Source organism: Streptomyces sp. NPDC050534, from assembly GCF_044457745.1.
Taxonomy (GTDB): Bacteria; Actinomycetota; Actinomycetes; order Streptomycetales; family Streptomycetaceae; genus Streptomyces.
Genome location: NZ_JBITHF010000016.1, coordinates 14978 through 33404, shown reverse-complemented (window position 1 = coordinate 33404; position 18427 = coordinate 14978). Strand labels below are relative to the sequence as shown.

Genomic DNA, 18427 nt, shown 5'->3' with positions numbered 1-18427 from the left:
GATAACGGCTTCGCGAGAGGTGTTTTTCTGACATCTACGCGCGTTACGATGCCGCGAAGCCAACGCCGCCGGGGCGTTCCGGCTCGAGCACTGGCATGGTGCTCACATCAAGCGCCGACGAGGCGCTCAGGTCAGGTGAAGGAGCCTTCCCGTGCGCCGGGTAGCCAAGCTTTCCGCTGCGTGTATCGCGACCGCAGCTCTCGCACTGTCTGCCACTGCATGTGGCAGCACCTCGTCCGACAGTGGCAGCTCCTCGTCCGCCTCCTCCGGTGGCGGCAAGGGCGTCAAGATCGGCCTCGCCTTCGACGTCGGCGGTCGCGGTGACCGTTCCTTCAACGACTCCGCCGCCCGCGGCGCCGACAAGGCCAAGTCCCAGTTCGGTGGCTCGATCAAGGAGCTGACCGCCAAGACCTCCGACACCGAGGCCGACCGCGAGCAGCGCCTGACCGACCTGGCGGACGCCGGCTACAACCCCATCGTCGGCGTCGGCTTCTCCTACGCCACCTCGATGCAGAAGGTCGCCGCGAAGTACCCGAAGATCAACTTCGGCATCGTCGACTCGGTCGTCGAGGGCAAGAACGTCAACAGCATCACCTTCACCGAGGAGCAGGGCTCGTACCTGGCCGGTGTCGCCGCGGCGCTCAAGACCAAGAAGAACCAGGTCGGCTTCATCGGTGGTGTCGACACCCCGCTGATCAAGAAGTTCGAGGCGGGTTACGTCCAGGGCGTCAAGGACACCAACGCCAAGGTCAAGGTCGACGTCCAGTACCTGACGCACGGCTCCGACCTCTCCGGCTTCTCCAGCCCCGACAAGGGCAAGGAGGCCGCGCAGGGCATGCTCGACAAGGGCGCCGACGTCATCTACACGGCGGCCGGCTCCTCGGGCAACGGCGCGATCGAGGCGGTCCACGGCGTCAAGGGCGCCTGGGCCATCGGCGTGGACTCCGACCAGTACAACATCCCGGGTCTGGCCGCCTACAAGAGCTCGATCCTGACCTCGATGGTCAAGAACGTGGACGTCGGTGTGTTCGACTTCATCAAGTCCGTGCACGACGGCAAGCCGCTGACCGGCAACCAGGTCTACTCGCTGTCCAAGGGCGGTGTCTCCCTGGCGACCAGCGGTGGCTTCATCTCCGACATCCAGCCCAAGCTGGACGCCGCCAAGAAGAAGATCGTCGACGGCACCATCAAGGTCAAGACCACTCCGTGACCTGACGGTTCCCGCCGGACCACGGCTCGGCGAAGGGGCGCTCGACAACCCCCTCGCCGAGCCATAACAATGTGTCAACTCTACGCGTGTAGCGTGGAGTTGCCGCGCTAGCGTCGCCGACGCCTGCCCTCCCCTACGCAGCCCCTTTCCCCGAGGAGAGTGCGCCATCAACGCGTCCAGCCCTCCCGCTGCCGTCGAACTGCGCGGCATCACCAAACGCTTCCCCGGCGTCGTCGCCAACAAGGACATCGACATCACCGTCGCCGCGGGCACCGTCCACGCGCTCTGCGGTGAGAACGGCGCCGGCAAGTCCACCCTGATGAAGATCCTCTACGGCATGCAGCAGCCGGACGAGGGCACCATCACGGTGGGCGGCGAGCGGGTCACCTTCAACAACCCCGCAGACGCCATCGCGCGCGGCATCGGCATGGTGCACCAGCACTTCATGCTCGCCGACAACCTCACCGTGCTGGAGAACGTCGTCCTCGGCGCGGAGAAGCTGTACGGCATCGGCGCCAAGGCCCGCGCCAAGATCAAGGAGCTCTCCGAGGCGTACGGGCTGAACGTACGGCCCGACGTCCTGCTGGAGCAGCTCGGTGTCGCCGACCGCCAGCGGGTGGAGATCCTCAAGGTCCTCTACCGCGGCGCCAAGACCCTCATCCTCGACGAGCCCACCGCCGTCCTCGTGCCGCAGGAGGTCGACGCCCTCTTCGACAACCTGCGTGAGCTGAAGGCCGAGGGGCTCACCGTCATCTTCATCTCGCACAAGCTGGGCGAGGTGCTCTCCGTCGCCGACACGATCACCGTCATCCGGCGCGGCACCACGGTCGGCACGGTCGACCCGCGCGGCACCACGTCCAAGCAGCTCGCCGAGCTGATGGTCGGCAGCGAGCTGCCCACGCCGGAGACCGAGGAGTCCACGGTCACGGACGTCCCGATGCTGGCGGTGTCGGGGCTGCACCTGAGCCAGACGGATCTCGACGGCGTCGAGCGGGTCATCCTCGACGAGATCGGCTTCACCATCCACAAGGGCGAGGTCCTCGGCATCGCCGGTGTCGAGGGCAACGGCCAGTCCGAGCTCGTCGAGGCGATCGTCGGCATCCGCGAGCCCGACGCCGGCTCCATCACGCTCGACGGCACCGACATCTCCCACGCGCCCACCCGCCGCCGCCGCGAGGCCGGCGTCGGCTACATCCCCGAGGACCGCCAGCGCCACGGCCTGCTCCTCGAGGCCCCGCTGTGGGAGAACCGCATCCTCGGCCATGTCTCCGAGCGCCCCAACTCGCGCGGCGCGCTGCTCGACATCAAGGGCGCCCGCGCCGACACCGAGCGCATCGTGCAGGCCTACGACGTGCGCACCCCGGGTATCGAGGTGACCGCGGCCTCCCTGTCCGGCGGCAACCAGCAGAAGCTGATCGTCGGCCGCGAGATGAGCCACGCGCCGAAGCTGCTCATCGCCGCCCACCCCACCCGCGGTGTGGACGTCGGCGCGCAGGCCGCGATCTGGGACCACATCCGCGAGGCCCGCCGCGAGGGCCTGGCCGTGCTGCTGATCTCCGCCGACCTGGACGAGCTCATCGGGCTCTCCGACACCCTGCGGGTGATGTACCGCGGCCGCCTGGTCGCCGACGCCGACCCCGCCACGATCACCCCCGAGGAGCTGGGCTCCGCCATGACGGGTGCGGCCTCCGGCCACCTGGAGCACGCAGAGGACGACGACCGATGAAGAAGCTGACCCAACGCATCGACAAGGAGCGGCTGCTCCTCGGCATCGCGGCGCCCCTGCTGGCGATCGTCGCCGCGCTCGTCGTCACCGCCCTGGTCATCCTCGCCACCGGCAAGAACCCGGGCGCCGCCTTCAGCGACATGGCGACCTACGGCTCCGCAAGCGACAGCCAGGTCTACATCCTGAACAAGGCGACGACGTACTACCTGGCGGGTGTCGCGGTGGCCATCGGCTTCCGCATGAACCTGTTCAACATCGGCGTCGACGGCCAGTACCGCATCGCCGCGTTCTTCGCGGCGGTGCTCGGCGGCGCGCTGACCCTGCCGGGCTTCGTCTCCATCCCGCTGATGATCCTCTGCGCGATGGCGGTGGGCGCCCTGTGGGCCGGTATCGCCGGCATCCTGAAGGTGACCCGGGGGGTCAGCGAGGTCATCTCGACGATCATGCTGAACTCCATCGCCACCGCGATCATTGCCTACCTGCTGCAGCCGGGGAAGCTCGCCGAGCTGCAGAGCGGCGGCACCGTCGTGTCGACCAAACCGCTGCCGAAGGACTCGTACTTCTTCAGCTTCAACACGGGTGCGGCCGGTGAGCTCTGGGGCTTCATCGTGATCGCCGTGCTCGTCGGTGTCGCGTACTGGTTCGTGCTCGGCCGCACGCGCTTCGGCTTCGACCTGCGCACGGTCGGCCAGTCCGAGAGCGCGGCCTCCGCGAGCGGTGTCTCCGTCAAGAAGATGGTCGCCACCAGCATGCTCATCTCGGGCGCCGTGGCCGGTCTGATCGGCATGCCGACCCTGCTCAACGACAGCCACCAGTTCAGCAACGACTTCCCGTCGGGCATCGGGTTCACCGGCATCGCCATCGCGCTGCTGGGCCGCAACAACCCCGTGGGCATCGCCCTCGGCGCCCTGCTGTGGGGCTTCCTGGAGCGCACCACCAACCACCTGGAGTTCCAGGGCTACGACAAGGAGATCCTCGGCGTCATCCAGGGCGTCATCGTCCTGTGCGTCGTCATCGCCTACGAGGTCGTACGCCGCTACGGCCTCAAGCGCCAGCAGCAGCGGGTCGGCGCCGAGCTCGCCGCCCAGGCCGCCGCCACGACCGAGAAGCAGGAGGTGGCGTGATGACTGCCACGATGACCGACACGCCGCCGCCCGCGGCTCCCAAGGCGGACACCGGCCGCTCCGGCTCGGGCCGCCCGCTCGGCCGTATCCTCACCATCCTCGCCGCCGGAGTGGTCCTGGTGGCCGTGGTCCGCATCATCACCGGTGCCGACCAGCTCACCTCCGAGGGACAGATCTCCGCCGCGCTGGGTCTCGCCGTGCCGATCGGTCTCGCCGGTCTCGCGGGTCTGTGGTCCGAGCGGTCCGGCGTGGTCAACATCGGCCTCGAGGGCATGATGATCCTCGGCACCTTCGGTGCCGGCTGGATCGGCTGGCAGACCAACCCCTGGCTGGGTCTGCTGTGCGGCATCGGCTTCGGTGTCCTCGGCGGCCTGGTGCACGCCGTCGCCACCATCACCTTCGGCGTCGACCACATCGTCTCCGGTGTCGCGGTCAACCTGCTCGCGCTGGGCGCCACCCAGTACCTCGCCAAGCTCTTCTTCTCGGAGGGCAAGGCGGCCGACGCGGGCGGCAACCCCAAGCAGTCCCCGCCGGTCGACTCGCTGCCCAACTTCGACATCCCCGGTCTCTCGGACGCCCTGCACTCCGTCGAGAACCACCACTGGTTCGTGATCTCCGACCTCGCGGGCATCCTCGGCGGCCTGGTCACCGACCTGTCCGTGGTGACGATCCTGGCCGCACTGCTCTTCGTCGGCAGCTGGTGGGTGCTGTGGCGCACCTCGTTCGGTCTGCGCCTGCGCTCCTGCGGTGAGAACCCGATCGCCGCGGAGTCGCTCGGCGTCAACGTCTACCGGTACAAGTACGTGGCCGTGGCCATCTCCGGCGGCCTCGCCGGGCTCGGCGGCGCCTTCCTCGCACTGGTCACCTCGCACACCTACCTCGAGGGCCAGACCGGCGGGCGCGGTTACATCGGTCTCGCGGCCATGATCTTCGGCAACTGGCGGCCGGGCGGACTCGCCATGGGCGCCGGCCTGTTCGGCTATTCCGACGCGCTGCAGCTGCGCAACGGCGGCGAGACCGTCCACGCGCTGCTGCTCCTGCTGGTCGTGCTCCTCGTGGGCCTGGCCGGCTGGAAGATGTACCGCGGGGCGCACTGGCAGGGCGGGATCAGCCTCATGGTCGGCGCGTTGGTCCTGGTCTGGTACCTGTTCACCGACGAGGTCCCGAGCGACTTCGTGGGCGCCACCCCGTACGTCGTCACCCTGCTGGTGCTGTCGCTGTCCGCGCAGCGCCTGCGGATGCCGAAGGCGGACGGCATGCGCTACCGGAAGGGCCAGGGCAAGTGACCTCGCAGGCCGGCGTCGACTGGGAGGCGCTGCGTGCCGAGGCCCGCGAAGCCATGACGCACGCGTACGCCCCCTACTCGGGTTATCCCGTCGGGGTCGCCGCCCTGGTCGATGACGGCCGCACGGTCTCCGGCTGCAACGTCGAGAACGCCTCCTACGGCATCAGCCTGTGCGCCGAGTGCGGGCTGGTCTCGCAGCTGCAGCGCACCGGCGGCGGCCGTCTGACGCACTTCACGTGCGTGGACGGACACGGCGAGATCCTGGTCCCGTGCGGCCGCTGCCGCCAGCTGCTCCACGAGTTCGGGGGCCCGGACCTGCTGCTGGAGACCCCGGCGGGGATCCTCCCCCTCTCGGAGATGCTGCCCCAGGCCTTCGGCCCGGACCATCTCACCCAGTAACTCCCGTGCGGCCCCTCTGACTTCGGCGGAGGGGCCGCGCACTTCCAGGAACCTCGGAAGGAACGCACGTCATGGCCATGGACGTTATCTCCGTCATCCGCACCAAGCGGGACCGCGGCGAACTCAGCGACGAGCAGATCGACTGGGTCATCGACGCGTACACCCGCGGGGAGGTCGCCGACGAGCAGATGTCCGCACTCGCGATGGCCATCCTGCTCAACGGCATGAACCGCCGTGAGATCGCCCGCTGGACGGCCGCGATGATCGCCTCCGGCGAGCGCATGGAATTCTCCTCGCTGTCCCGCCCTACTGCGGACAAGCACTCGACGGGCGGCGTCGGCGACAAGATCACGCTTCCGCTGGCACCCCTGGTGGCGGCCTGCGGCGCGGCGGTGCCGCAACTGTCGGGCCGCGGCCTCGGCCACACCGGCGGCACCCTGGACAAGCTGGAGTCGATCCCGGGCTGGCGCGCCCTGCTCTCCAACGAGGAGATGCTGCACGTCCTCGACACCACCGGCGCGGTGATCTGCGCGGCGGGCGACGGTCTGGCCCCGGCGGACAAGAAGCTCTACGCGCTGCGGGACGTCACCGGCACGGTCGAGGCGATCCCCCTGATCGCCTCCTCCATCATGTCGAAGAAGATCGCGGAGGGCACGGGCTCGCTGGTCCTGGACGTGAAGGTCGGCACCGGCGCCTTCATGAAGACCATCGAGGACGCACGGGAACTGGCGTCCACCATGGTGGGCCTGGGCACCGACCACGGCGTCAAGACGGTCGCCCTGCTGACGGACATGTCCACGCCGCTGGGCCTCACGGCGGGCAACGCCCTGGAGGTCCGCGAGTCGCTGGAGGTCCTGGCCGGCGGCGGCCCCTCGGACGTCGTGGAACTGACCCTGGCCCTCGCCCGCGAGATGCTGGACGCGGCGGGCGTGCGGGACGCCGACCCGGCGAAGGCTCTGGCCGACGGCTCCGCGATGGACGTCTGGCGCCGCATGATCACGGCCCAGGGCGGCGACCCGGACGCCGAACTGCCCACCTCCCGCGAGCAGCACGTGGTCAAGGCCCCGTCGGCGGGCGTCCTGACCCGTCTCGACGCCTACGGCATCGGCGTCGCGGCCTGGCGTCTCGGCGCGGGCCGTGCCCGCAAGGAGGACCCCGTCCAGGCGGCGGCGGGCGTCGAACTCCACGCCAAGCCCGGCGCCACGGTGACCGAGGGACAGCCCCTGCTGACCCTGCACACCGACACCCCCGAGCGCTTCGAGTACGCGCTCCAGGCCCTGGAGGGCTCGTACGACATCGGCGCCGCGGAGACGGAGTTCAAGCCGTCGCCGGTCGTGCTGGAGCGAATCGCCTGACGTTCACGGTGAGTTGAAGGGGCCGGTCCCGGGGGGACCGGCCCCTTCGGCCTTCCCGGGGTCAGCCGAGCAGGGCGGCCACCACCACGAGTACAGGCACGGAAAGCACCGTCGACAACAGGATCGAGTCGCGCGCCAGGCCCTCCGCCACCCGGTAACGGCTCGCGTACGTGTACAGGTTCTGGGCCGCCGGCAGCGCCGACGTCACCACCACGTCGAGGAGTTGGGAGCCGCGCAGGCCGAAGACGCCGGTCGCGAGGGCCCAGGCCGCCACCGGCTGACCCACCGCCTTCAGGGCGACCGAGAGGAACACCGGGGCCCTGTCGGCGCCCCGGCCCGGCATCGTGCTGCCGCACAGGGAGATGCCGAAGGCCAGCAGGACCGCGGGGACGGACATGTTGCCGATCAGGGTCAGCGGGTCCATGACCGGGTCCGGGACCCGGACGCCCGCCGCGGCGACCGCGACGCCGGCGAGCGAGCAGACGGCGATCGGGTTGCGCAGCGGCGTGAGCAGCCGCATCCACAGCGGGCCCTTCTCGCCCCTGCCGGACAGGTCGAGGATCGTCAGCGCGATCGGGGTGACGGCGATGATCTGGAACAGCAGCACCGGCGCCACCAGGGAGGCGTCGCCCAGCACGTACACGGCGATCGGGATGCCGAGGTTGCCGGAGTTGACGTAGCTGGAGCACAGGGCGCCGATCGTGGTGCGGCCCACGCCCCAGCCCCGCACGGCTCCGACCGCGACGAAGACGCCGGCCGCCGCGGCCGTGCTCATCGCCGTCACCAGCAGCCGGCTGGAGAAGATCACCGACAGGTCGGCCTTCGCGAGGGTCGTGAAGAGCAGCGCCGGGGACGCCACGTGGAAGGCCAGCTTGGTCAGCACCTCGCGGCCGTGCTCGCCGAGATGGCCCCGCCGGCCGATGACGTACCCGACCGCGATGACGACCGCGATGACCGCGAAGCCCGTCAGCACCCCCTGCACGGAGCCTCCTCGAAGCGGAGGAGGCCGTCGGGTATCCGGGGCGGTGCTGATCCGTGGGGCATACAGCCAACCCTCCGGGGGAGGAGGGCGGCAGGTCAATGTGATCCCGGCCGGCGGACACGGCCGTGCGGGAGGGAGGGTCGGCGCGAACGGGGGCGCGCGACCCGATGATTTCCGGGTGTCCGGCCGGTCTACAGATCGTGGATGCCGTGACACACGCTGTACTCGTCCTGCCCGGCCCCGTCACCCGTGACGAGGCGACCGGGCTGTGCGACGACGCGCGCGACCTGCTGGAGTCCACCGGCACCGGGGTCCTCGTGGTCGACGTCGCGGCCATAGGGCCCCCGGGGCTCGGTGCCGTCGACCTGCTCGCCCGGCTGGAGCTGTCCGCCCGGCGGGCCGGGGGCCGGATCCGGCTGCGGGACCCCAGCCCCTCCCTACACGCCCTCCTGAATCTGGTCGGGCTCCGCTTCGAGATGGAGGGGCAGGCCGAACAGCGGGAACCACCGCTTGGTGTCCAGGAAGAAGTGGAACCCGGTGAGCCGGCCGTCTGAGATCTCCAGCACCTGCACCGCCCACGGGGTGTAGCCGCCCTGCTCCGGGTCCGGCTTGTACTGGGCGAACCCCGGCAGGCCGTTGACCTGCACCGGCACCAGACGGGAGCCCTCGCAGGCCGCGCCCAGCGTCGTCATGAAGCCCGTGATGTCGTCGTGGCCGGTCAGCCACAGGTCGAACGGCGGCATCGTCATGACGGCGTCCTCGTGCAGCAGGGTCGTCAGCGCCGTCATGTCGTATCCCTCGAAGGCCGCGACGTAGCGGTCGAGGAGCTTCTGCTGGTCCTCGTCCAGCGGGTCCGAGACGGCCGCGTGCGCCGCCTTCTCGTCCCGCTCGGCGAGGGTCGCACGGGCCCGCTGGAGCGCGCTGTTGACCGACGCGACCGAGGTGTCGAGCAGCTCGGCGACCTCGCTCGCCCTCCAGGCCAGCACCTCGCGCAGGATGAGCACCGCGCGCTGCTTCGACGGCAGCTGCTGGAGCGCGGCCATGAAGGCGAGCCGCACGGACTCCTTGGCGACGGCCGCCTCCGCCGGGTCGTCGGTCGTGGGCAGGACGCGGTTGTCCGGCATCGGCTCGAGCCAGGTGTTGTCCGAGCGGGGGGAGAGGGCGGCCTGGGCCAGGGGCGTCGACTCGCTGAGGTCCATCGGGCGGGCGCGCTTGTTGCCCGCCGTCAGCATGTCCAGGCAGACGTTCGTCGCGATGCGGTACAGCCAGGAGCGCAGGCTGGAGCGGCCCTCGAACTTCTCGTAGCTCCGCCAGGCGCGGACCATGGTGTCCTGCACCGCGTCCTCGGCCTCGAAGGAGGAGCCGAGCATGCGGTAGCAGTAGCCGGTCAGCTCGACGCGGTGTTTCTCCAGCCTGATGTCGAGGTCCGCTGTCGTCGTCCCCGTACCGTCGCTCATCGTCCACCCACCCCTGTGGAATATCTGTCGCGCGCCTTTGCGCCCAGCACCTTGGAAGCTACCGCAGGGCACTGACAATGGCGCCCGGAGTTGGTGAAGGCGCAGGTCAGGCCGGGGGTGGGGAAAGCGGCTAGGCCATGACGGGCTGCCGTGCGGCGACCCGTGCCGCGCGCGACCCGACCACCGTGATCGTCACGACTCCCAGCACGGCCAGCAGGCCGACCCCGACCGTCCCGGACCAGCCCGCGGCGTGGAAGGCCACCGCGCCGACCGTGCTGCCGGCACTGGAGCCGATGTAGTAAGCCGACTGGTAGAGCGCCGCGGCCTGCGCGCGTCCGCGGGTCGCGGTCCTGCTGACCGCCGACGACGCGACCGCGTGGCCCGCGAAGAATCCGGCGGTGATCAGCACGAGGCCGAGCAGGACCGGTACGAGGGACCCGACGAGGGTCAGCAGCAGGCCCGCCGTCGTCGTACCGCCCGCCAGGTACAGGGAGCCGCGGCGGCCCAGCCGCCCGACCAGCCGGCCCGCGGTCGAGGCGGAGACCGTGCCCACCAGGTAGACCAGGAAGATCGACCCGATGATGCCCTGCGGCAGCGAGAACGGCGCCTGCGTCAGGCGGTAGCCGATCACCGTGTAGACGCCGCCGAAGACCGTCATGAACAGCGCGCCGATGGCGTACAGCCGGCGCAGCAGCGGGTCGGCGAGGTGGTCGCGCACCGTGCGGGCCAGGACCCGCGGCCGCAGCGAGCCCGCCGTGAAGTGGCGCGGGGCGGGCAGCAGCAGCCGGAAGGCCACCGCGCAGGCGACGGCGATCACGCCGATCACGCCCACCGCGACGCGCCAGCCCCATTCCTGCGCGACCCATCCGGTGATGACCCGGCCGCTCATCCCGCCGACGCTGTTGCCGGCGACGAACAGCCCGATCGCGGTGACCAGCGCCTTCGGCCGGACCTCCTCCGCCAGGTACGCGGTCGCCGAGGCCGGCAGCCCGGCCAGGGCCGCGCCCTGCACGGCCCGCAGCACGACCAGCGTGGTCAGCGAGGGCGCGAAGGGGACCAGGAGCCCCACCGTCACCGCGACCGCCAGCGAGCCCGTCATCACCGTACGGCGGCCGAACCGCTCCGACAGCGCGCTCATCGGCAGCACGAACAGCGCCAGACCGCCGGTCGCGCCCGCCACCGTCCAGCTCGCCGCGCTCGCCGCCACCCCGAACTCGCCCGAGATCAGCGGCAGCAGGGCCTGCGTGGAGTAGAGCAGGGCGAAGGTCGCGACGCCCGCGAGGAAGAGGGCGAAGCTCATCCGGCGGTAGCCGGGGCCGCCCGGGGCCAGACGGGAATCGGTGGAGGGGACGAGGGGAGCGGCGCCCACGACGGTGGACGCCCCGGTATCGGCGGGAGACATGCTTCGAAGCTACGTACGCTCCCGCTCATCCGTCCAATGCACGGAATTGCCATAATCGTTCCCATGGCGCATCAACACAGCTCACAGCCTCGCCTGTCACCGTCCAGTGACACAGAAGACATGGTGATGTTGCTGGCTCCCCGTCTCGCGCACTTCGCGGGAGTCGCCCGTACCGAGCACGTCACCCGGGCCGCGCAGGAACTCCAGGTGCCGCAGTCGACCCTGTCGCGGGCCATGGTCCGCCTGGAACAGGACCTGGGGGTCGACCTGTTCGCCCGGCGCGGCCGCACCGTCTCCCTCACCCCGGCCGGGCGCACCTTCCTCGCCTCGGTCGAGCGGGCGCTCGCCGAGATCGAGCGGGCCGCCGACGAGGTGCGCGCGGACGCCGACGCCACCACCGGCAAGGTCGCCTTCGGCTTTCTGCACACCATGGGGGCGGAGACGGTCCCGGGCCTGCTCCAGGCCTTCCGCGTCGACCATCCGCGCGTCCGCTTCAGCCTCGTCCAGAACTACGGCGAGGCGATGCTGGAGAAGCTGCGGGCGGGGGAGCTCGACCTCTGCCTGACCTCACCGGTCCCGGACGCCCCCGGCCTCGTCGCCCGCCGTCTCGACGAGCAGAAGCTCCGGCTGGTCGTTCCCGCCGACCACCCGCTCGCGGCCCGCCGCCGCATCCGCCTGGCGGAGGCGTCCGACGAGACCTTCGTGACGCTCGAACCCGGCTACGGCCTGCGCCGCATCACCGACCACCTCTGCCTGGAGGCCGGCTTCCGGCCCAGGATCGCCTTCGAGGGAGAGGAGACGGAGACCCTTCGGGGCCTGGTGGCCGCGGGCCTCGGCGTCGCCCTCCTGCCCCCACCGACCGTGCCCCGCCCGGGAGTTGTGGAACTGACCGTCACCGGCCAGCGGGCGGTCCGCGAGATCGGGGTCGCCTGGCTGGACGGCCGCCCGGACACACCCCCGGTGGCGGCCTTCAAGAAGTTCCTGCTGTCGAGGAGGGGCAGCCTGCTGCCCGACTGACCCCGGTCACCGGCGCAGCGACTTGCCGAACCCCGCGGCCAACGGCATCCGCAACCCCAGAGGGGGCGGAGCCGCGAACGCGTCCTCGACCGGCCGGGAGTACGCCCGGCCGAACAGGCTCCCCAGCACGAAGTTCTCGGCCAGCGCCTGCACTTCACTGCGGTACTGATGCAACCCGTGGCCGTCCGAGTGGACTTCGAACCGGCACACGTCCCGGTTCGCCTTCTTCGCCCGCGCCGCCAGCCGGAAGGACAGCTCGGGGTCGCAGACACCGTCGTTCGTGCCGTGCACGATCAGCACCCGCCGGCCGACCAGCTGCTTCACCGGTTCGGGCGAGGCGGCGACGTCCTCCTCCGGGAGCCAGGGCCCTATCGCCAGAACGGAGTTGACGGCTTCGTGCCCGCCCGCGCGCAGCGCCGCCCGGCCGCCCATGTCGACGCCGGCGAGGCAGATCGAGACGTCGCCGTACCGTCGTACGACCTCGTCGGCGGCCCAGGCGGCGTCACGCGCCAGATGGGCCTCGCTGCCGTTCCAGCCGCGGTAGCGGTAGTGGACGACGTGCGTGGCGAGGCCCTCGTCGCGGCCCGCGCGGGCCAGCCGTCTGCCCAGCGCGCGTACGGATGCGGTCGCCAGCATGGGGGAGGGTCTGCGGGCCGATTCCTCGGCACCGCCGGGGAGCAGCAGGACCACTCCGCTCACCGCTGTCGGCTCCGGGCCGAGTGCCCGCCCCAGCCGGGCCCGGATCGGCATCGCTTGGTGCGCCATGACAGAACAGTGTCAGAAGGGTGGGTGTACGCGACCCGTACTTGCGGTCACCGTTACGTATCGGCGGAACTGTACAACGGGCGATCTACGCGCGTAGGGGATAGAGTGCGGAGATGACGAGCCAGGCCATCTCGAAGACCCCGACGCCGGACCGGATCCGCCGGGCGCCGAAGGTTCTGCTGCACGACCACCTCGACGGCGGCCTCCGCCCGGGGACGATCGTCGAACTCGCCCATGACACGGGCTACTCACGCCTCCCGGAGACCGATCCCGGCAAGCTCGGCATCTGGTTCCGCGAGGCCGCCGACTCCGGTTCGCTGGAGCGGTACCTGGAGACCTTCTCCCACACCGTCGGCGTGATGCAGACCCGCGACGCCCTCGTCCGGGTCGCCCGCGAGTGCGCCGAGGACCTCGCGGAGGACGGCGTGGTGTACGCCGAGGTGCGGTACGCCCCCGAGCAGCACCTCGAAGGCGGACTCACCCTCGAAGAGGTCGTCGAGGCCGTCAACGAGGGCTTCAGGGAAGGGGAGCAGCTGGCCCGGGCGAACGGCCACCGGATCCGCGTCGGCGCCCTGCTCACCGCCATGCGGCACGCCGCCCGCGCCCTGGAGATCGCGGAACTCGCGAACCGCTACCGGGACTTGGGCGTCGTCGGCTTCGACATCGCGGGCGCGGAGGCCGGTTACCCGCCCACCCGGCACCTCGACGCCTTCGAGTACCTCAAGCGCGAGAACAACCACTTCACCATCCACGCCGGCGAGGCCTTCGGGCTGCCGTCCATCTGGCAGGCCCTCCAGTGGTGCGGCGCGGACCGGCTCGGGCACGGCGTGCGCATCATCGACGACATCCAGGTGCAGGCCGACGGCTCGGTGAAGCTCGGCCGGCTCGCCTCCTACGTCCGCGACAAGCGCATCCCGCTGGAGCTGTGCCCCAGCTCCAACCTCCAGACCGGCGCGGCGTCGTCGTATGCGGAGCATCCGATCGGTCTGCTGCGCCGGCTGCACTTCCGCGCGACGGTGAATACGGACAATCGCCTTATGTCGGGCACGAGTATGAGCAGGGAATTCGAGCACCTGGTCGAGGCGTTCGGTTATTCGCTCGACGACCTCCAATGGTTCTCCGTCAATGCGATGAAATCAGCGTTCATTCCTTTCGATGAACGACTCGCGATGATCAATGACGTGATCAAGCCCGGATATGCCGAGCTGAAGTCCGAATGGCTGTTCCAGCAGACCGCCTCCACCAGCGGTTCTGTGGAATCGGACGAGTGACGGAAAAAATTGGGGTGTGAGGAATGCGGACGGGTATTCACAACCCGTCCGCATTTTGATGTTTGCGGCGGGCGGGTGTGCGTGTTTACGGTCTTGGACACCGCTCACTTCCCCGTAATCCATTTCGAGGACGCATTTTCATGAAGCAGTCTGCTGCCAAGACCCTCGGTGTCGCCGCTCTCGGTGCCGCCTTCGCCGCCACGGGCGCGGGCGCCGCGAACGCGGCTTCGGCGGTTCCGGACGCCTCCGGAACGCTGGACTCCGTCACCAGTCAGCTCCCGGCGCAGAACGTCTCCCAGGCGCTCCCCGGCGCCCAGGCGGCGGTGGCCCAGGGCAAGCCCGCCATCGAGCGCGGTCTGGCCTCCGTGCAGCCGGCCGCCCAGCGGGCCATCGCCGACGGCCCGTCCACGCCGGTCGCCGGGCTGCTCGGCGGTCTGCCGGTGCAGGGCGGCGTGCCGGTGAAGGGCCTGCCGCTCGGCGGCTGATCCGCCCGCGCAACGCGCCGACGGGGCGCCCCCTTGGACACGGGGGCGCCCCGTCGGCGTACGTGCGAACAGGTGTCACCAGGCCGAGCGGGCGGCCGCCTTGTCCTCCGAGGGCAGCAGGATCCACAGCGCTATGTAGAGCAGGAACTGCGGGCCCGGCAGCAGGCAGGAGAGCAGGAAGATCACGCGCATCGTGGTCGCAGAGGTGCCGAAGCGCCGCGCCAGACCGGCGCACACGCCGCCGATCATGCGGCCTTGGGTGGGGCGGACGAGGGCGGACATGTGCGGCTCCTTCGTGAGCGTCGGTATGAGAGAGCCCGTGTGGCTTCCTCATCTGCCTTCAACGCTACGAGGACGAAGGGGGCAAAGCATCGCTCCACGGTGCGATCCCCACCCTGGGAAACGTCGGGGTCCGACCCTGAGCCGCTTCCTCCTGGCGGACGGCCGCGTGATCCCTCCACTGCGACCTGCGGCGGAGCCAGGAGCGGGCCGCGGGGACGACGGCGAGGTGCGCGACGGCCACGCCCGCCGTGTTCAGCAGCAGCGAGTCGACGTCCGGGACCCGCCCCGGCACGCCCGTCTGCAGCAGCAGGATGCCCAGCGAGACCAGGGCGCCCGCGGCGACCGTACGGACGAAGGAGGCGAACGGGGAGACCCAGAGCCTGCCGTGCGCCATCGGCAGCAGCACCCCGAGCGGTGCGAGGAGGGCGAGGCCCTCGGCGATGCAGCGGGCCGCCACCGGTCCGCCCAGCGCGAGATCGGCCCGGATGCCGGCGAACGGACGCAGATTGGGCGGCATCACCCAGGGGACGTCCAGCGGACGCAGCGTGAGCCAGGCGACGAGCGCGAGGTGTGCGACGAGGAGGACAACCCCTGTCACACGGATGCGGATCGCGGCGCTGCCGCCGATGGAGCCTTGACGCTGCACGCCCCCCTAGACGCGGCCACCGGCGGGATCGGTTCCGGGTCGCCCGCAGGTACCTGGGTGAGGCTTGCGCCACACGCCCCCGTCGACGCGCGTTCACCTCCCGGGACGCCGCGGGCGGTGCCGGGCCCCTGCGGCCCCCCGCGCCGCGTCAGCCGCCCGTGACCGCGCTCGACGGCGGCTGTGCGGTGCCGGGGCGGGAGCGGACGTCGTCGGTGCACTCGTAGCGGCGCAGCGGCTCGCGTCCCGGGCCGCCGAGGATGACCGAGCCGTCACCCTGGGCCGCCGCCGAGTCGGAGAAGGTGCACACGACCTGGGCGAGAGCGAAGGACGTGAGGTCGCCGGGCGGGGTGCTGAGGCGGAGCGTGTCCTCGGGGTCGCCGGCGCGCGGGCCGCCGACCGTCATGCCGCCGCGCACGTCCGTGGTGTACCCGGCCTCCTTCTCGGCGGCCGACGGCGTCGCCGCGAGCTGGTCCAGCAGCCCCTGCGCCACCAGCACCCGCCGCTGCGAGTCCGCGGTGCCGTCCGGTACCCGTACCGTCCGGTCCACGGCGACCAGCGACGAGCCGCACAGCAGGAACACCTGCACCGGCAGGCCGCGCGAGGCCTGCGAGGCGACCTCCGGCTCGGGGAGCGAGCACTGCACCCGTGACGGCGCAGCCCCGAAGTCCGTGGGCACCTGGGTGGACCGGATGCCGCACCCGGTGAGCAGCGCGGCCAGAACCGGGACCGCCAGCAGGCGTCGTACGGTCATGTGGCGTCCCCGTTCTTCCCCGAGTCCTTCTCGGACTCCTCCGCGAGCTCCGACGCGTCGCGCGGCAGCCGCAGCGTGAACACCGCGCCCCCCTCGGGGGAGTTCGCTGCGGTGATCTCGCCGCCGTGGATGTGGGCGTTCTCCATCGCGATGGACAGGCCCAGGCCGCTGCCCTCGGAGCGCGGCCGGGAGGCGCTCGCCTTGTAGAAGCGGTCGAAGACGTGCGGCAGGACGTCCTCGGGGATGCCGTGGCCGTGGTCCCGTACCGCGATGACGATCTCGTCGTCCGTCGCCCGCACCGCGATCCGCACCGGGGAGCCGCCGTGCTTGAGGGCGTTGCCGATGAGGTTCGCCAGGATCACGTCCAGGCGGCGCGGGTCGAGCCGGGCGTGGACGCCGCGTTCGGCCTCCAGGTCCACCGCGTCCAGCCAGGCGCGCGCGTCGATGCAGGCGGTGATCTGGTCCGCGATGTCCACGTCGTCGAGCACCAGCCGGGCGGTGCCCGCGTCGAAGCGGGTGACCTCCATCAGGTTCTCGACGAGGTCGTTGAGCCGCCGGGTCTCGCTGACGACGAGCCGTACGGCGGGCTCGATCATCGGGTCCATCGACCCCGACTCCGCCTCCAGCTCCTCCTCCAGGATCTCGGTCACGGCGGTGATCGCGGTGAGCGGCGTACGGAGTTCATGGCTCATGTCCGCGACGAAGCGCCGGGACGCGTCGTCGCGCGTGGCCATGTCGTCGACCCGCTTCTCCAGCGCCTCGGCCGCGTCGTTGAACGTCCGGGAGAGATCGGCGAGTTCGTCCGTCCCGGACACCCTGAGCCGGGTGTCCAGCTTGCCCTCGCCGAGCCGCCGGGCGGCCACGCCCAGCCGCTGCACGGGCTTCAGTACGGTGGAGGCGGCGGCCTGCGCGAGCAGCGCGGAGCCGATCAGCGCCAGACCGGTGGCGATCCCAAGCGACCAGGCGAGGGAGTTGAGGTCCTTGGCCTCCGGCTCCAGCGACTTGAGCATGTAGCCCGTCGAACCGCCGTCGATCACCCGCGTGCCGGCCACCAGGTACGGCGTGCCGTGGTCGACGACGCGCTGCCAGTACAGGTGGTACGCGTACTTGTTGCCGGAGTCGACCGGCTGCTTCTTGTTCACGGCCGCCCGCAGCGACGCGGGCACGTCCTGGAGCGAGAAGCCGTCCAGGCCGCCCGAACTGCCGTACACCGTGCGGCCGTCGGAGTCCTTGGCGACGAGCAGCACACTGAAGCGCTGGCTGGTGTTCGTCATCTGCCCCGCGGTGCGCTGGAGTTCGTCCTGGGTGGGATGCGGGGGCAGCGTGCCCGCGCGGGTCTGCATCGCCTGCCGGAAGTCGCCGAGCACCGCGTCCTGGGTGCGGGTGAGTACGGCCTCGCGGTTGAGCCAGTACGCGATGCCCGACGCGGACACGGCCGCGGTGAGCGCCACCAGCCCGAACACGACGACCAGGCGCAGCCGGAGACTGGTGAACCGCAGCCGCGACAGATGTCCCTTGCGCGTCGCGGCCCAGCCGCGAACCCCCCCTTGCGCTGGTGTCACTGAGGAGTGTCCAGCCGGTAGCCCACACCACGCACGGTACGGATCAGCGTCGGGGACGACGGGACGTCCTCGACCTTGGCGCGCAGCCGCTGGACGCAGGCGTCCACCAGCCGGGAGTCGCCGAGGTAGTCGTGCTCCCACACCAGCCGCAGCAACTGCTGCCGCGACAGGGCCTGTCCGGGCCGCCGGCTCAGTTCGAGGAGCAGCCTGAGCTCGGTCGGGGTGAGCTGGAGGTCCTCGCCGTTCTTGGTCACGGTCATGGCCGCGCGGTCGATGACCAGCGAGCCGAAGGTCGCCGAGTCGTTCGCCTCCCGCTCACCGCGCCGCAGCACGGCCCGGATGCGGGCGTCGAGCACCCGCCCCTGGACGGGTTTGACGACGTAGTCGTCGGCGCCGGACTCCAGGCCCACCACCACGTCGATGTCATCGCTGCGCGCGGTCAGCAGGATGATCGGCAGCTGGTCGGTGCGCCGGATGCGCCGGCACACCTCGAACCCGTCGATGCCGGGCAGCATCACGTCCAGCACGATCAGGTCCGGCCGTTGCTCCCGCAGGAGCTTCAGACCGTCCTCACCGGTGGCAGCGGTGGCAACCCGGTGTCCCTGGCGCGTAAGGGACAGCTCCAGGGCCGTACGGATGGCGTCGTCGTCCTCGATCAGCAACAGGGAAGGCACGAGGCACATTCTGGCCCATGGCAGGCCGCGGTTT

The 18427-nt window shown here is 70.8% G+C and carries 19 protein-coding genes; 10 read left to right on the top strand and 9 right to left on the bottom strand.

The window, feature by feature from the left end; translation table 11 throughout:
- The first annotated feature begins 151 nt into the window (after nt 1-151).
- The 6 genes from ACIBN2_RS39155 to ACIBN2_RS39130 all read left to right on the top strand — a co-directional run bounded on the left by ACIBN2_RS39155 (nt 152) and on the right by ACIBN2_RS39130 (nt 7099).
- Nucleotides 152-1210 carry a BMP family protein gene (locus ACIBN2_RS39155; RefSeq protein ID WP_399141897.1) on the top strand — a complete coding sequence of 353 codons (1059 nt, stop codon included), beginning with the start codon at nt 152-154 and terminating at the stop codon, nt 1208-1210.
- 199 nt (nt 1211-1409) lie between these two features.
- On the top strand, nt 1410-2936 hold the full coding sequence (locus tag ACIBN2_RS39150; RefSeq protein ID WP_399142158.1) for an ABC transporter ATP-binding protein: 1527 nt from the start codon (nt 1410-1412) through the stop codon (nt 2934-2936).
- Complete coding sequence (locus ACIBN2_RS39145) at nt 2933-4060, top strand: ABC transporter permease (protein WP_399141895.1); 1128 nt, start codon at nt 2933-2935, stop codon at nt 4058-4060. The genes ACIBN2_RS39150 and ACIBN2_RS39145 overlap by 4 nt, the downstream gene beginning before the upstream one ends.
- A complete protein-coding gene (locus ACIBN2_RS39140) occupies nt 4060-5346 on the top strand; it encodes an ABC transporter permease (protein ID WP_399141894.1) in 1287 nt (428 codons plus the stop codon). The genes ACIBN2_RS39145 and ACIBN2_RS39140 overlap by 1 nt, the downstream gene beginning before the upstream one ends.
- On the top strand, nt 5343-5744 hold the full coding sequence (locus tag ACIBN2_RS39135) for a cytidine deaminase (protein WP_399141892.1): 402 nt from the start codon (nt 5343-5345) through the stop codon (nt 5742-5744). Before ACIBN2_RS39140 ends, ACIBN2_RS39135 begins: the two co-directional genes overlap by 4 nt.
- Before the next feature lie 77 nt (nt 5745-5821).
- Nucleotides 5822-7099 carry a thymidine phosphorylase gene (locus ACIBN2_RS39130; protein WP_399142156.1) on the top strand — a complete coding sequence of 426 codons (1278 nt, stop codon included), beginning with the start codon at nt 5822-5824 and terminating at the stop codon, nt 7097-7099.
- A 61-nt stretch (nt 7100-7160) separates the two neighbouring features.
- Here the strand turns inward: ACIBN2_RS39130 and ACIBN2_RS39125 are convergent, their stop codons facing one another.
- Entirely contained in the window at nt 7161-8081 is a 921-nt protein-coding gene (locus ACIBN2_RS39125; protein WP_399141890.1) for an AEC family transporter, read from the bottom strand.
- Between the two features lie 167 nt (nt 8082-8248).
- Between ACIBN2_RS39125 and ACIBN2_RS39120 the strand changes: the two genes are divergently transcribed.
- Nucleotides 8249-8635: an STAS domain-containing protein gene (locus ACIBN2_RS39120; RefSeq protein ID WP_399141888.1), complete on the top strand. Its 387-nt coding sequence runs from the start codon at nt 8249-8251 to the stop codon at nt 8633-8635.
- Here the strand turns inward: ACIBN2_RS39120 and ACIBN2_RS39115 are convergent.
- Nucleotides 8519-9538: a sigma-70 family RNA polymerase sigma factor gene (locus tag ACIBN2_RS39115; RefSeq protein ID WP_399141886.1), complete on the bottom strand. Its 1020-nt coding sequence runs from the start codon at nt 9536-9538 to the stop codon at nt 8519-8521. The genes ACIBN2_RS39120 and ACIBN2_RS39115 overlap by 117 nt on opposite strands.
- A 130-nt stretch (nt 9539-9668) precedes the next feature.
- Nucleotides 9669-10940, bottom strand: a complete 1272-nt coding sequence (locus ACIBN2_RS39110; RefSeq protein ID WP_399141885.1) for an MFS transporter — start codon at nt 10938-10940, stop codon at nt 9669-9671.
- 63 nt (nt 10941-11003) lie between these two features.
- On the opposite strand from ACIBN2_RS39110, the gene ACIBN2_RS39105 reads away from it, so the two are divergent.
- Complete coding sequence (locus ACIBN2_RS39105) at nt 11004-11957, top strand: LysR substrate-binding domain-containing protein (protein WP_399141883.1); 954 nt, start codon at nt 11004-11006, stop codon at nt 11955-11957.
- A 6-nt stretch (nt 11958-11963) separates the two neighbouring features.
- On the opposite strand, the gene ACIBN2_RS39100 is transcribed toward ACIBN2_RS39105, so the two are convergent.
- Nucleotides 11964-12722, bottom strand: a complete 759-nt coding sequence (locus ACIBN2_RS39100; protein WP_399141882.1) for an alpha/beta hydrolase — start codon at nt 12720-12722, stop codon at nt 11964-11966.
- 113 nt (nt 12723-12835) lie between these two features.
- Between ACIBN2_RS39100 and ACIBN2_RS39095 the strand changes: the two genes are divergently transcribed.
- Together ACIBN2_RS39095 and ACIBN2_RS39090 are read left to right on the top strand one after the other, a co-directional pair.
- Nucleotides 12836-13993, top strand: coding sequence for an adenosine deaminase (locus tag ACIBN2_RS39095; protein WP_399141880.1), 1158 nt, complete (start codon nt 12836-12838; stop codon nt 13991-13993).
- A 140-nt stretch (nt 13994-14133) separates the two neighbouring features.
- A complete protein-coding gene (locus ACIBN2_RS39090) occupies nt 14134-14478 on the top strand; it encodes an ATP-binding protein (protein WP_399141878.1) in 345 nt (114 codons plus the stop codon).
- Between the two features lie 75 nt (nt 14479-14553).
- On the opposite strand, the gene ACIBN2_RS39085 is transcribed toward ACIBN2_RS39090, so the two are convergent.
- The 5 genes from ACIBN2_RS39085 to afsQ1 all read right to left on the bottom strand — a co-directional run bounded on the left by ACIBN2_RS39085 (nt 14554) and on the right by afsQ1 (nt 18393).
- Nucleotides 14554-14760 carry a PspC domain-containing protein gene (locus tag ACIBN2_RS39085; protein WP_399141876.1) on the bottom strand — a complete coding sequence of 69 codons (207 nt, stop codon included), beginning with the start codon at nt 14758-14760 and terminating at the stop codon, nt 14554-14556.
- Nucleotides 14761-14824: 64 nt separating this feature from the next.
- Nucleotides 14825-15406, bottom strand: a complete 582-nt coding sequence (locus ACIBN2_RS39080; RefSeq protein WP_399141874.1) for a VanZ family protein — start codon at nt 15404-15406, stop codon at nt 14825-14827.
- Nucleotides 15407-15554: 148 nt separating this feature from the next.
- A complete protein-coding gene (locus ACIBN2_RS39075; protein ID WP_399141872.1) occupies nt 15555-16157 on the bottom strand; it encodes a hypothetical protein in 603 nt (200 codons plus the stop codon).
- Entirely contained in the window at nt 16154-17719 is a 1566-nt protein-coding gene (locus ACIBN2_RS39070; RefSeq protein ID WP_399141871.1) for an ATP-binding protein, read from the bottom strand. Before ACIBN2_RS39070 ends, ACIBN2_RS39075 begins: the two co-directional genes overlap by 4 nt.
- Complete coding sequence (gene afsQ1 / locus ACIBN2_RS39065; protein WP_181387337.1) at nt 17716-18393, bottom strand: two-component system response regulator AfsQ1; 678 nt, start codon at nt 18391-18393, stop codon at nt 17716-17718. The genes ACIBN2_RS39070 and afsQ1 overlap by 4 nt, the downstream gene beginning before the upstream one ends.
- Between the last annotated feature and the right edge of the window lie 34 nt (nt 18394-18427).